A 13141-nucleotide genomic window follows, 5' to 3' on the forward strand; every position below is an offset into this window, starting at 1 on the left:
CCGCGCGCAGGCAGGCGTCAGGCCGCCGGCCGCAGGCACGGCACGCCGACCCGGCTGAGCGCGGCGGGCTGAGCGCGACGGGCTCGCCGGTGCCGGCCGCAGGTGCCGGTTTCGGCCCTGCCGCACGATACGTTGCGCCTCGTCCGGCCCGCGTGCGAGCCTGACGCTGTGCCTCCAGGCCGGCCAGGCAGACCTCGCGCGCTGGCTTTACAATCGTTTTTCCCGCGTGTTTTCCCGCGCATTTGCCCGGCAATCGGGCATTCGCGCGCCGGGCGCGCCGCATCACACAAGACACCATGATGGATATCGACCAGTACATGACCGATCTCGGCCGCCGCGCCCGTCAAGCCTCGCGCGCGATGGCACGGGCCTCCACGGCCGCGAAGAACGCCGCGCTGGAAGCGGTGGCGAAGGCCATCGAGCGCGAGGCGCAGGCGCTCAAGGACGCGAATGCGCGCGACCTCGCCCGCGCGAAGGACAAGGGCCACGACGCCGCCTTCATCGACCGCCTCACGCTTTCGGACAAGGCGCTCAGGACGATGGTGGACGGCCTGCGCCAGGTGGCGGCGCTGCCGGACCCCATCGGCGAAATCAGCAACATGAAGTACCGCCCGACCGGCATCCAGGTGGGCCAGATGCGCGTGCCGCTCGGCGTGATCGGCATCATCTACGAGTCGCGGCCGAACGTGACCATCGACGCCGCGGCGCTGTGCCTGAAGTCGGGCAACGCGACGATCCTGCGCGGCGGTTCCGAAGCGCTCGAATGCAACACGGCGCTCGCGAAGCTGATCGGCGAAGGGCTCGCAGCGGCGGGGCTGCCGCAGGAAGCGGTGCAGGTGGTCGAAACCGCCGACCGCGCGGCGGTGGGCAAGCTCATCACGATGACCGAATACGTGGACGTGATCGTGCCGCGCGGCGGCAAGAGCCTGATCGAGCGCCTGATGGCCGAGGCGCGCGTGCCGATGATCAAGCACCTGGACGGCATCTGCCACGTCTACGTGGACGACCGCGCGGACATCGCCCGGGCTCTGACCGTGTGCGACAACGCCAAGACGCACCGCTACGGCACCTGCAACACGATGGAGACGCTGCTCGTTGCGCGCGGCATTGCGCATGAAGTGCTGCCGCCGCTCGGCCGGCTCTATCGCGACAAGGACGTGGAGCTGCGCGTGGATGCGGCCGCGCGCGCGATCCTGGCCGACGCGGGCGTGAGCCCGCTCGTCGATGCAACCGAAGAAGACTGGCGCACCGAATACCTCGCGCCTGTGCTGGCGATCAAGGTGGTGGACCACCTCGACGACGCCATCGAGCACATCAACACCTACGGCTCGCACCATACCGACGCGATCGTTACGGAAGACCACGACCGCGCCATGCGCTTCCTGCGCGAAGTGGATTCGGCGAGCGTGATGGTGAACGCCTCCACGCGTTTCGCGGACGGCTTCGAATTCGGTCTGGGCGCGGAAATCGGCATTTCGAACGACAAGCTGCACGCACGCGGCCCGGTTGGCCTCGAAGGGCTGACTTCGCTGAAGTACGTCGTGCTCGGCCACGGCGAAGGCCGGCAGTAACGGTCTGCTTCAACGGTCCGCTTCAACAGTTCGTTTAGCGGGGCGGTGCGCGCGCCGCCTCATTGCTCAATCGCTCATCGAGAAGAACAAAGATGTCGATGCTTTGGGTCAAGACGTTTCACATCGTGCTGATCGCCTCGTGGTTCGCGGGCCTGTTCTACCTGCCGCGCATTTTCGTGAATCTGGCGATGGAAACCGAACCCGCCGCGATCAAGCGCCTGCTCATCATGGCGCGCAAGCTGTATCGCTTCATGACGATGATCGCCGTGCCGGCGCTGCTGTGCGGGCTGTGGCTGTGGCTCGTGGTGGGGATCGGCCGCGGCCAGGGCTGGATTCACGCGAAGGTGGGCGTGGTGATCCTGCTCATTGCCTATCACGCGTATTGCGGGCGGCTGCTGCGCACCTTCGAGCGCGGCGAGAACCGCCGCTCGGACAAGTGGTATCGGATGTTCAACGAACTGCCGGTGCTCGGCATGCTGGCGGCGGTGGCGCTCGCCGTCATCAAGCCTTTCTGATTCTTTCTGCCCGATTCGCGACTTAAGCGGCACCTACACGCCGCCCGCCTCTTTGTGGCGCATGCGTGCCGTCACGATACGCCATCCCGCCTCGCGTTTCAGGAACACGTCGGTGAAGCGATATTCGATCGGCGTGTAGCCGGCCGCCGGCGTATACCGATTGATGCCGGTTACGACGGCGACATTGCCGAGGATCTGCACGTGCACGTCTTCGAGCACCTGCGAACCGCCCGCCGGCAGCGGCGGAGCCGTCAGCAGGTCGTGTCGGGTACGCCGGACGTTGCCCGGCAATATTTCGAAGAACTGATCGTCCAGCAGGTCGTCGAGCACCGGGCGGTTAGCCGAGGCGGCGGCCTGGGTCCACTGGTGTTCGAGCCATGCGATCTGAAGCTTTTCGGAGATCGGGTTGGCGATATGGGGTTGAGGGGCGGCGAGTGCCGCCATGGCCAGCATGCCGGCCGCAGCGAGTATCAACAGGCGTTTCATGAGGTTTCCTTCTGCGAGTTCCCCGAGGCCGCGTTTAAGGGCATGGGTGGTCACTGGCAGGTGGGTGCGCGCCGCGCGGATGCACGGCCGGCGCAAAGTGCGCTTCGTGCTGACCCGGCCCGGGAGGGGGCGTGGGCTCGAAAAGCGGCAACTTTAGCGGCTGCGGTACGACGCGCACATAGGAATAGTCTCAATCTGTCAACGGTTTGCCTGAGGTTTGCCTGAGGTTTGCCTGAGGTTTGCCTGAGGTTTGCCTGAGGTTTGCCTGAGGTTTGTCCGAAGGCAGGCGCGATCGAACGGCAAGCGCGGCTGCGTCAGCCGACCGGATCGAGCCGTCGCCGCGCGATGATCTCCTTGGCGTCCGCGAGCTTTTCGGCCAACTCGGGTCCGCGCTGCAACGCCACCCCCACGGCGAGAATGTCGCCGATCGCCAGATGGGAGGTGCGCGAAGTCATCGGCGAAAACACGTCGGTGTCTTCGTCCACGTTCGCGTGCAGGCCGACCGTCGCGATCCGCGCGAGCGGCGAGGTGCCGTGCGTGATCGCAATCACCCTGGCGCCGCGTTCGAGCGCCGTGTGGGCCGCATCGACCACGTCGCGCGTGCGTCCGGTGTTCGAGATGGTGACTACCACATCGCCCGGCCCGAGCAGCGCAGCCGACATCAGGAAGGTTTGCGGGTCCGAATAGGCCACGCTCGGCATGCCGAGGCGAAAGAACTTGTGCTGCATGTCCTGCGCCGCGATGCCCGATCCGCCCGCCCCGTAGAACTCGATGCGCGAGGCATGGGCGAGCAGCGTGATGGCCGCCGCCAGCGCGTCCGTCGAGAGATTGTTGCGCACCTGGAGCAGCGCGCCGATGGTGCGGTCGAGCACCTTGGCGGCCACGCCCGGCACGGGTTCGTCGGGGCGCACGTCGCGATAGACGGCCGGATGCTCCGAGGGCAGGTCGCCGGCCACGGCCTGGGCGAGCCGGATCTTGAACTCCCGGAAACCCGAAAACCCAAGCGCGTGGCAGAAACGCGCAATGGTGGGCTGGCTCACGCCGGCGCGCTGCGCCACCTCGGTCATCGAAAGGTCGAGCACCTCGCGGGGCGCTTCGAGGACGTAATCGGCCAGCTTGCGCTCGGAAGGGCGCAATTGCTCGCGCATGGCTTTCACCTGGGACAACAGCATCGGGAAACTCGCACTATGCTGAAAGATCCGGGCACTATAGCGGATCTGGCGATATGTACAAAAACTACATAACAAATGACGAGGGTGCAAGCGCTCTTTGCGGGATCGGCTGGATATGCCTAGATTTATGAGGAAAATGCACGAAGGGCCGGCAAGCTACCCAGGGCTAACCGGTATTGCGATCGTGTAGTTTTTCTACTAAACTCGGCTCGCACTGACCGGAGCGCCCGGCGGGCCCCCAATGCGGGCCGCCGCGGCCCGAATCCGGCCCCCACCGTCCGTCGAGACAAACAAGGAAGGAGATTCGATAGTGTCCCCGCATTCCCAGTTGATGAAGGTGACGCGGCGCGTCATCGAGCGCAGCAAGCCGACGCGCGAGGCCTATGTGGCCCGCGTCGCCGCGGCCCAGGACCGCTTTCCGGCGCGCGGCGCGCTTTCCTGCGCGAATCTCGCCCACGGCTTCGCCGCCATCGAGGGGCGCGACAAGATCGCCATCAAGTCGATTCGCGAGCCCAATATCGGCATTGTCTCGTCCTACAACGAGATGCTCTCGGCGCACGCGCCCTACAAGAATTATCCGGACCTCATTAAAGAGGCGGCGCGCGAGAACGGCGGCGTGGCCCAGTTCGCGGGCGGCGTGCCGGCGATGTGCGACGGCGTCACCCAGGGCAATGCCGGCATGGAGCTCTCGCTCTTCTCGCGCGAAGTGATCGCGATGAGCACGGCCGTTGCGCTCACGCACAACATGTTCGACGCGGCGCTGTGCCTCGGCATCTGCGACAAGATCGTGCCGGGCCTCGTGATCGGCGCGCTGCAGTTCGGCCACCTGCCCACGATCTTCGTGCCGGCGGGCCCGATGACGAGCGGCATTTCGAACGATGCCAAGGCCAAGGTGCGCCAGCAGTTCGCCACCGGCCAGTGCGGCCGTGACGCGCTGCTCGAATCCGAGGCTGCGGCCTATCACGGCCAGGGCACCTGCACGTTCTACGGCACGGCCAACAGCAACCAGATGCTGATGGAGGTGATGGGCCTGCATCTGCCGGGCGCGGCGTTCATCCATCCGCATACGCCGCTGCGCGACGAGCTCACGGCTGCCGCTGCGCGCCGCGTGCTGGACCTTACCGTCGAGCGCGGCAACTACACGCCGATCGGCCACGTGATCGACGAGAAGGCGATCATCAACGGCATCGTCGCGCTGCTCGCGACGGGCGGCTCCACCAATCACACCATGCACCTCGTCGCCATGGCGCGCGCGGCCGGCGTGATCATCGACTGGGACGACTTCGATACGCTCTCGCAAACGGTGCCGCTGCTCGCGCGCGTTTATCCGAACGGCAAGGCCGACGTGAACCACTTCCACGCCGCGGGCGGCGTGGCGTTCCTCGTGCGCGAGCTGCTGGACGGCGGCCTGCTGCACGAAGACGTGAAGACCGTGGCGGGCGAGGGCCTGCGCCACTACACGAAGGAGCCGAAGCTGCTGGACGGCAAGCTCGCGTGGGTCGATGCGGTCGAACAGAGCGCCGATACCGGCGTGCTGCGCGGCGTGGCCGAGCCGTTCCAGCCGGACGGCGGCCTGCGCCTCATGCAGGGGCGTCTCGGTCGCGGCGTCATCAAGGTTTCGGCGGTCGCGCCGGAGCGCCGCCGTGTGCGCGCGCCTGCCATCGTGTTCGATTCGCAGGAAGCCGTGCAGGAAGCGTTCGATGCCGGCAAGCTGGAGCGCGACTTCGTGGCCGTGGTGCGCTTCCAGGGCGCCCGGGCCAACGGCATGCCGGAGCTGCACCGCCTCACGCCGCTTCTGGGCGTGCTGCAGGACAAGGGCTTCCACGTTGCGCTCGTGACCGACGGGCGCATGTCGGGCGCGTCGGGCAAAGTGCCGGCCGTGATCCACGTTTCGCCCGAGACGCTGCTGCACGGTCCCATCGGCAAGGTGCGCGACGGCGATATGATCGTGATCGATGCCGTGGAAGGCGTGCTCGACGTCGAAGTCGATGCCGCCGGGTGGGAGGCGCGCCCGGTCGCGCAGCCCACGCATCAGGAAAGCAACAAGGTCGGTTTCGGCCGCGAACTCTTCGGCGTGTTCCGCGCCGCCGCAGCGCCCGCGGAGCTGGGCGCCGGCGTTTTCGGGCCGCTCGTGGGCGAAACCGGCCATGCGCCGGCCGCCGCACAAGTCACGCAACATCAAGGAGCATGAACATGGCAACACCAACGGTAGCCGATATCGTCCGTCTGGGCCCGGTCATTCCGGTGCTGGCATTCGAGAGCGGGGAGCAGGGCGAGCACGTTTCGCGCGCGCTGCACGCGGGCGGCGTCAAGGTACTGGAAATCACGCTGCGCACGGCGGCCGGTCTCGAAGCGATCGAGCGGGCTGCGAAGATCGCGCCGGATATCGTCGTGGGTGTGGGCACGATCACGAAGCCCGAGCACTGCGCCCTCGCGAAGAAGGCGGGCGCCCAGTTCGGCGTGTCGCCGGGTCTCACGCGCGAGATGCACGACGCGGCAGTCGAGGCGGGCCTGCCGCTCCTGCCGGGCGTGATGACGCCGAGCGACATCATCGCGGCGCTGGAACTGGGCTACGAGATCGTCAAGTTCTTCCCGGCCGTGCCGGCGGGCGGCATCGCCATGCTGCAGGCGTTCCACGGCCCGTTCCCGGGGCTCAGGTTTTGCCCGACGGGCGGCATCACCCCGGAATCCGCGCCGAACTTCCTCGCGCTGCCGAACGTGGTGTGCGTGGGCGGTTCCTGGCTCACGCCGAAGGCCGCCGTTGCCGCGCAGGACTGGGCGGAAGTGACGCGCCTTGCGCGCGCGGCAAGCGAACTGTCGCGTCCGGCGCGGTAAAGACGGCACGGCGGCGCGCGCGCCAGGAGGCCCGCGGGCGATATCGCATCGCAGCATCGCAGCATCGCAGCATCGCCGCATCCGGTGCATCCGGTGCATCCGGCCGCAGGCCAATGACCCAAGCCGCGCGAGGTTCACGCCTCGCGCGGCTCATTTTTTGCGCACACGCGAGCGAAAGCCGCTATAACCTCATTACAATCACGGCCCCGGCGACTGCCGTCGTCTTCCGCCTGTGCCGCGGCGGATACGTTTCGAACAAAATCATCCGGAGAAAAGCCCCATGGGAGTGGCCCACGGCAGCATGCTGCTGGTTTATGCGCTCATCGCGATCGCCGCGCTGATTCTGCTGATCACGCGCTTCAAGGTTTATCCCTTCCTCGTTCTGATCATCGTTTCGCTGCTGCTCGGCCTCGCCGTCGGCATGCCGATGGATCAGATCGTCAAGTCCTTCGAAACCGGCAACGGCAACACGCTTGGCCACATTGCCATCGTGGTGGGCCTCGGCACCATGCTCGGCAAGATGATGGCCGAGTCGGGCGGCGCCGAGCGCATCGCCACCACGCTGATCCGCTGGTTCGGCGAGAAGAACATCCACTGGGCGATGATGTGCGTCGCGATCATCGTGGGCTTGCCGGTGTTCTTCGAAGTGGGTTTCGTGCTGCTCATTCCGATCGCGTTCAACGTCGCCAAACGCACCGGCAAGTCGCTCCTGCTGATCGGCCTGCCGATGGTGGCGGGCCTGTCCGTCGTGCACGGCCTGATTCCGCCGCACCCGGCCGCGCTGCTGGCGGTGCAGGCGTATCACGCCGACATCGGCAAGACCATCGCCTACGGGCTGATCGTGGGCGTGCCCACGGCGATCGTCGCCGGCCCGCTCTTCGCGCTCTTCATCCATCGCCATGTCAAGCTGCCGGAGAACAACCCGCTCGCCGCGCAGTTCGTGAGCGCCGCCGAGCCGAAGCCCGATAGCGAACTGCCCGGCTTCGGCGTCACGCTCTTCACGATCCTGCTGCCGGTGATCCTGATGCTGATCGGCAGCTGGGCCGATCTCGTGTTCGCGCCGAAGACGCTGCCGAACAGCCTGCTGCACTTTATCGGCAACTCCGACGTCGCGCTCCTGATCGCCGTGCTGGTGAGCTTCTGGACCTTCGGCGCGCAGCGCGGCTACACCCGTGCGCAGATCCAGAAGTTCTGCGGCGACTGCCTCGCGCCCATCGCCGGCATCACGCTGATCGTCGGCGCCGGCGGCGGCTTCGGCCGCGTGCTGATGGACAGCGGCGTGTCGAAGCAGATCGTCGAGCTCGCGCAGACGGCGCATCTTTCGCCGCTCCTGCTCGGCTGGCTGGTCGCCGCGCTGATCCGTCTGGCGACGGGGTCGGCCACGGTGGCGATGACCACGGCCTGCGGCATCGTCGCGCCGATTGCAACGGCGAGCGGCATATCGGTGCAGCCCGAGCTGCTCGTGCTCGCGACGGGTTCGGGCTCGCTGATCTTCTCGCACGTCAACGACGGCGGGTTCTGGCTCATCAAGGAATACTTCGGCATGACGGTCGGTCAGACGTTCAAGACCTGGTCGCTGCTGGAAACCATCATTTCGCTGCTAGGTCTCGGGCTGACGTTCGCCCTGGCGGCAGTGGTGTAGTCGTCGTAGAACAAGAGGAGCGGTAGATGATTCTGATTGCAATGGGCGTCTCGGGTGCGGGCAAGACCCGCATCGGCGAGCTGCTGGCCGAGCGCCTGCGCTGCACCTTCACCGACGGCGACGTTTTCCATAGCGAAGCCAGCAAGAAGAAGATGCACGACGGCATTGCGCTGACCGACGAGGACCGCTGGCCCTGGCTGCGCACGATCCGCGAGGCGATCGAGGCGAAGCAGCGCGCGCACGAGACGGCCGTGTTCACGTGTTCGTCGCTCAAGCGCGCGTATCGCGATGTCCTGCGCGGCAACGACCGCGACGTGTGCTTCGTCTATCTCAAGGGCACCTTCGCGATGCTGCACGAGCGTCTCGCGTCCCGCACCGGGCACTTCTTCGATCCTTCGCTGCTGCAGAGCCAGCTCGATACGCTCGAAGAACCGGGCCCCGACGAGGCGATCGTCGTGAGCATCGAGCTCGCGCCCGAACAGATCGTCGATGAAGTGCTGAAGCAGCTGGAGGCGCGCCGCGCGCCGTGACGCCGTCGCTGTCTGAAACGACAAAGGCGCTCGAAAACCATCGAGCGCCTTTTTTCATGGGTGCGAGCGGCGTATGCAACGGTATGCAACGGCGGCCGCTCGCCGGCTGCGGTAATCCGGTAATCAGGAAATCCGCTTCGCCAGTTCCGCGGCCAGGCCGACATACGACGCGGGCGTCATGTCGAGCAGACGCTGCTTCGCGTCGTCGGGAATCGCGAGACCCGAGACGAACGTCTGCAGCGCTTCGCGCGTGATGCCCTTGCCGCGCGTGAGCTCCTTCAACTGCTCGTACGGGTTTTCGATGCCGTAGCGGCGCATGACCGTCTGCACCGGCTCGGCCAGCACTTCCCACGTGGCGTCGAGGTCTTCGTTCAGGCGCTGCGGGTTCACTTCGAGCTTGTCGAGACCGCGGATCAGCGCGTCGTAGGCGAGCAGCGAATAGCCGAACGCGACGCCGATATTGCGCAGCACCGTCGAGTCGGTCAGGTCGCGCTGCCAGCGCGAGACCGGCAGCTTGTCGGCGAGGTGGCGCAGCGTGGCGTTCGCGAGGCCGAGGTTGCCTTCCGAATTCTCGAAGTCGATCGGGTTGACCTTGTGCGGCATCGTCGACGAACCGATCTCGCCGGCCCGGGTCTTCTGCTTGAAGTACCCGATCGAGATGTAGCCCCACACGTCGCGGTCGAGGTCGAGCAGGATCGTGTTCGCGCGCGCGACGGCGTCGAACAGTTCCGCCATGTAGTCGTGCGGCTCGATCTGGATCGTGTACGGGTTGAAGGTGAGCTTCAGGCGCTTTTCGACGACTTCCTTCGAGAACGCTTCCCAGTCGAATTCCGGGTAGGCCGAGAGGTGCGCGTTGAAGTTGCCGACCGCGCCGTTCATCTTGCCGAGCAGTTCCACCTTCTCGATGCGCTGGATCGCGCGTGCGAGGCGCGCCGCGACGTTGGCGATTTCCTTGCCGAGCGTGGTGGGGCTGGCGGGCTGGCCGTGCGTGCGCGAGAGCATCGGCTGGTCGGCCTGGGCGTGGGCCAGCGCGACGAGGCGCTGATGCACCGAGCGCAGCGCCGGCAGGATCACGTGTTCGCGCGCGCCCGCGAGCATCAGGCCGTGCGAGGTGTTGTTGATGTCTTCCGAGGTGCAGGCGAAGTGGATGAATTCGCTCGCACGCTCCAGTTCGGGCTGCCCCTTCACCGATTCCTTGAGCCAGTACTCCACGGCCTTCACGTCGTGGTTCGTCACGCGCTCGATGTCCTTGATGCGCGCGGCGTCGTGCGCCGTGAAGTTCTCGGCGAGCTTGAGCAGGAACTGCTCCGACGCAGCGGAAAAGCGCGGCACTTCCGCGAAGCCGGCCTGCGAAAGCGCGATCAGCCAGTGGATTTCCACGCTCACGCGGTGGCGCATGAAGGCGGCTTCCGAAAGCCAGTCGCGCAGGGCTTCGGTCTTCGAGGCGTAGCGGCCGTCGAGCGGGGAGAGGGCGGTGAGCGCGAAGAGGGTATCGGGACGGGTGTCGGACATGATGGGGACGTAACGTGCGGCGTTACGCTCGGTTGCGATGCTCGGTTGCGTTGAGGACGGTCTGCATGGAGACGGCGGGAGGCCCATATTTTATCACCTCGCCGGGAGGCGCCCGCCCGGGGCGAAGGGCGCGGGCGCACGGCGGTCCGGGAGGCCGCCGCGGGCGGTTTGCGCGCCGCTTCCCCGCGCGGGCGGCAGCCGCTCTAGAATGCGGACTTCACACGTCACCGCCCGCCGCCCAGCATGGAACTCAAATGGCTCGAAGACTTCGTTTCGCTCGCGGAAACGCATAGTTTCAGCCGCTCCGCCGAATTGCGCCACGTCACGCAGCCGGCGTTCTCGCGTCGCATCCAGGCGCTCGAAGCGTGGCTCGGCACCGAGCTCATCGACCGGTCGGTCTATCCCACCCGCCTCACGGCCGCGGGCCAGGTGTTCTACGAGCAGGCGCTCGCCATGCTTTCGCAGTTTCACGAGGCGCGCACGGTGCTGCGCGGCCATACGGCCACGCCGGCGGCCACCATCGAGTTCGCGGTGCCGCACACGCTCTCGCTCACCTATTTCCCGCGCTGGCTGCAGCGCGTGGAGGCGAAGCTCGGCCGCATCCACACGCGCCTGCGCGCGCTCAACGTGCACGATGCGGTGCTCTCGCTCGTCGAAGGCGGCTGCGATCTGGTGATGGGGTATCACCATCCGAGCCACCCGGTCACGCTCGATCCCGCGCGCTACGACACGCTCACGCTCGGCATCGAATCGATCAGCCCGTATTCGGCGGTGCAGCGCGCCGGCCGGCCCCGCTACACGCTGCCCGGCACGGCCGACGCCCCCACGCCCTACCTCTCCTATACCCCCAACGCCTATCTCGGCCGCATGACCGAGGTGATCATCGGCAATGCGCCGGCGCGTCTTTACCTTGACCGCGTCTATGAAACCGACATGGCCGAGGGGCTCAAGGCGATGGCGCTCGCCGGGCACGGCATTGCGTTCCTGCCGCGCAGCGCGGTGGAGGATGCCGTGGCGCAAGGCCGCCTGATCCGGCTCGACCGCGGCACGCGCGGCGCGCCGGAAGGCCAGTTCACGCTCGACATGGAAATCCGCCTCTATCGCGACAAGCTCGCGGCGCAGGGCGACGACGCGCGCCAGGCGCTCGTGCGCGAGCTGTGGAGCGCGGTGAGCGCGGAGCTTGCCCGGGGCGGCGAGGGGCAGCCGGCGAGCAAGCTGACGAAGCTGTAACCTGGACGCACTATAACGATCGAACGCGAACACTGCGGCCCGGCGCCGTTGCGCCGGGCCGTGTCGTTTCTGCGCGCGGGATTGGCGTTGCTCCTTGCATTTGTGCGTTGCGGCCGCAGGAACAATCGGCGGCAAGGGGCGACAAGCGACGGCAAGCGGCCGTTTTGCCGCCGCAAACCGGCGTTGGCACGGACTCGCGACACGTTTTTTCGGTTTTTGTAACGTTATGCACGAAAAGCATAACGGGATAATCAAACGGCATTGGATTTCAGATGGGCGTTTTCTGACAATTGCACCACTCATTCGATCGCTGGAGCGTTCATGTCTTCCCAACTGCAGTCGGTTCCTTCCTACCTTAACGCCGACAATCTCGGTCCGTGGGGTAACTACCTTCGTCAGGTCGATCGCGTCGCGCCGTACCTCGGCTCGCTGTCGCGCTGGCTCGAGACGCTCAAGCGTCCGAAGCGGATCCTGATCGTCGATGTGCCCATCGAACTCGACAACGGCACCGTCGCGCACTTCGAAGGCTACCGTGTGCAGCACAACGTTTCGCGCGGTCCCGGCAAGGGCGGCGTGCGTTACCACCAGGACGTTACGCTCTCCGAAGTGATGGCGCTCTCCGCGTGGATGTCGGTGAAGAACGCCGCCGTGAACGTGCCGTACGGCGGCGCGAAGGGCGGCATCCGCGTCGATCCGCGCACGCTTTCGCGTGGCGAACTCGAGCGCGTGACGCGCCGCTACACCAGCGAAATCGGCATCATCATCGGACCGAACACCGACATTCCTGCGCCGGACGTCAACACGAACGAGCAGATCATGGCGTGGATGATGGACACCTACTCGATGAACCAGGGCCAGACGGCCACGGGCGTCGTGACGGGCAAGCCCATCACGCTCGGCGGCTCGCTCGGCCGCCGCGAGGCAACGGGCCGCGGCGTGTTCGTGGTCGGCTGCGAAGCCGCGCGCCGCACGGGTCTGCCGATCGAAGGCGCACGCATTGCGGTGCAGGGCTTCGGCAACGTGGGCGGCATCGCCGCGCGTCTGTTCCAGGAAGCCGGCTCGAAAGTCGTGGCCGTGCAGGATCACACCGGCTCGCTCTACAACGCGAACGGCATGGACGCCGCAGCGCTGCTCGAACACGTGGCGAAGACAGGTGGCGTGGCAGGTTTTGCCGGCGCCGACGTGCTCGCGAACGACGAGTTCTGGACGATCGAAACCGACATCCTGATCCCGGCCGCGCTGGAAAACCAGATCACCGAGAAGAACGCCGGCAAGATCCGCACGAAGATCATTGTGGAAGGCGCGAACGGCCCGACCACGACGGCGGCCGACGACATCCTCCACGACAAGGGCATCCTCGTGATTCCCGACGTGGTGGCGAACGCGGGCGGCGTGACCGTTTCGTACTTCGAGTGGGTGCAGGACTTCTCGAGCTTCTTCTGGACCGAAAACGAAATCAACGAACGTCTCGAGCGCGTGATGCGCGAAGCGTTCACGGCGGTCTGGCAGGTGGCGAGCGAAAACAAGGTGTCGATGCGCACCGCGGCCTTCATCGTGGCCTGCAAGCGCATCCTGATGGCGCGCGAAATGCGCGGCCTCTACCCCTGATCGACAGACGGCATGCGGGCGCGGTTGCGCCCGCACCTGG

Annotated in this window: 11 protein-coding genes; 8 read left to right on the forward strand and 3 right to left on the reverse strand. The window is 66.4% G+C overall.

Translation table 11 applies throughout. From position 1 onward, the window contains the following. Positions 1-299 precede the first annotated feature (299 nt). Together BFE01S_RS16730 and BFE01S_RS16735 are read left to right on the forward strand one after the other, a co-directional pair. On the forward strand, positions 300-1571 hold the full coding sequence (locus BFE01S_RS16730; protein WP_028226502.1) for a glutamate-5-semialdehyde dehydrogenase: 1272 nt from the start codon (positions 300-302) through the stop codon (positions 1569-1571). Between the two features lie 92 nt (positions 1572-1663). Further along, positions 1664-2086, forward strand: coding sequence for a CopD family protein (locus tag BFE01S_RS16735; protein ID WP_028226503.1), 423 nt, complete (start codon positions 1664-1666; stop codon positions 2084-2086). Between the two features lie 33 nt (positions 2087-2119). Here the strand turns inward: BFE01S_RS16735 and BFE01S_RS16740 are convergent, their stop codons facing one another. Together BFE01S_RS16740 and BFE01S_RS16745 are read right to left on the reverse strand one after the other, a co-directional pair. Continuing rightward, positions 2120-2572, reverse strand: a complete 453-nt coding sequence (locus BFE01S_RS16740) for a nuclear transport factor 2 family protein (protein WP_028226504.1) — start codon at positions 2570-2572, stop codon at positions 2120-2122. A gap of 314 nt (positions 2573-2886) precedes the next feature. Further along, the gene (locus BFE01S_RS16745) at positions 2887-3744 is read right to left on the reverse strand and encodes a MurR/RpiR family transcriptional regulator (protein WP_028226505.1); all 858 of its coding nucleotides are present in this window, start codon (positions 3742-3744) and stop codon (positions 2887-2889) included. A 307-nt stretch (positions 3745-4051) separates the two neighbouring features. On the opposite strand from BFE01S_RS16745, the gene edd reads away from it, so the two are divergent. From edd to BFE01S_RS16765, 4 genes are all read left to right on the forward strand, one after another. Next, positions 4052-5935, forward strand: a complete 1884-nt coding sequence (gene edd, locus BFE01S_RS16750; protein WP_028226506.1) for a phosphogluconate dehydratase — start codon at positions 4052-4054, stop codon at positions 5933-5935. A gap of 2 nt (positions 5936-5937) precedes the next feature. After that, complete coding sequence (gene eda, locus BFE01S_RS16755) at positions 5938-6579, forward strand: bifunctional 4-hydroxy-2-oxoglutarate aldolase/2-dehydro-3-deoxy-phosphogluconate aldolase (protein ID WP_028226507.1); 642 nt, start codon at positions 5938-5940, stop codon at positions 6577-6579. 280 nt (positions 6580-6859) lie between these two features. Beyond that, positions 6860-8221 carry a GntP family permease gene (locus BFE01S_RS16760; protein WP_028226508.1) on the forward strand — a complete coding sequence of 454 codons (1362 nt, stop codon included), beginning with the start codon at positions 6860-6862 and terminating at the stop codon, positions 8219-8221. Positions 8222-8247: 26 nt separating this feature from the next. Beyond that, positions 8248-8751 carry a gluconokinase gene (locus BFE01S_RS16765; protein ID WP_028226509.1) on the forward strand — a complete coding sequence of 168 codons (504 nt, stop codon included), beginning with the start codon at positions 8248-8250 and terminating at the stop codon, positions 8749-8751. A gap of 123 nt (positions 8752-8874) precedes the next feature. Here the strand turns inward: BFE01S_RS16765 and purB are convergent, their stop codons facing one another. Then, positions 8875-10263 carry an adenylosuccinate lyase gene (purB, locus tag BFE01S_RS16770; RefSeq protein ID WP_028226510.1) on the reverse strand — a complete coding sequence of 463 codons (1389 nt, stop codon included), beginning with the start codon at positions 10261-10263 and terminating at the stop codon, positions 8875-8877. A gap of 243 nt (positions 10264-10506) precedes the next feature. Here purB and BFE01S_RS38985 point away from each other — a divergent pair, with 243 nt between their 5' ends. Both BFE01S_RS38985 and BFE01S_RS16785 read left to right on the forward strand, forming a co-directional pair. Beyond that, positions 10507-11493, forward strand: a complete 987-nt coding sequence (locus BFE01S_RS38985) for a LysR family transcriptional regulator (RefSeq protein ID WP_042337838.1) — start codon at positions 10507-10509, stop codon at positions 11491-11493. Positions 11494-11814: 321 nt separating this feature from the next. Then, entirely contained in the window at positions 11815-13101 is a 1287-nt protein-coding gene (locus BFE01S_RS16785; protein WP_028226511.1) for a Glu/Leu/Phe/Val family dehydrogenase, read from the forward strand. Positions 13102-13141: the final 40 nt, after the last annotated feature.

Source organism: Paraburkholderia ferrariae NBRC 106233 (assembly GCF_000685035.1).
Taxonomy (GTDB): Bacteria; Pseudomonadota; Gammaproteobacteria; order Burkholderiales; family Burkholderiaceae; genus Paraburkholderia; species Paraburkholderia ferrariae.

Bases quoted from the DNA above. Each gene is read 5' to 3' on its own strand.
- BFE01S_RS16730 (WP_028226502.1), top strand. From the start codon at position 300: ATGGATATCGACCAGTACATGACCGATCTCGGCCGCCGCGCCCGTCAA.
- BFE01S_RS16735 (WP_028226503.1), top strand. From the start codon at position 1,664: ATGTCGATGCTTTGGGTCAAGACGTTTCACATCGTGCTGATCGCCTCG.
- BFE01S_RS16740 (WP_028226504.1), bottom strand. From the start codon at position 2,572: ATGAAACGCCTGTTGATACTCGCTGCGGCCGGCATGCTGGCCATGGCG.
- BFE01S_RS16745 (WP_028226505.1), bottom strand. From the start codon at position 3,744: ATGCTGTTGTCCCAGGTGAAAGCCATGCGCGAGCAATTGCGCCCTTCC.
- eda (WP_028226507.1), top strand. From the start codon at position 5,938: ATGGCAACACCAACGGTAGCCGATATCGTCCGTCTGGGCCCGGTCATT.
- BFE01S_RS16760 (WP_028226508.1), top strand. From the start codon at position 6,860: ATGGGAGTGGCCCACGGCAGCATGCTGCTGGTTTATGCGCTCATCGCG.
- BFE01S_RS16765 (WP_028226509.1), top strand. From the start codon at position 8,248: ATGATTCTGATTGCAATGGGCGTCTCGGGTGCGGGCAAGACCCGCATC.
- purB (WP_028226510.1), bottom strand. From the start codon at position 10,263: ATGTCCGACACCCGTCCCGATACCCTCTTCGCGCTCACCGCCCTCTCC.
- BFE01S_RS38985 (WP_042337838.1), top strand. From the start codon at position 10,507: ATGGAACTCAAATGGCTCGAAGACTTCGTTTCGCTCGCGGAAACGCAT.
- BFE01S_RS16785 (WP_028226511.1), top strand. From the start codon at position 11,815: ATGTCTTCCCAACTGCAGTCGGTTCCTTCCTACCTTAACGCCGACAAT.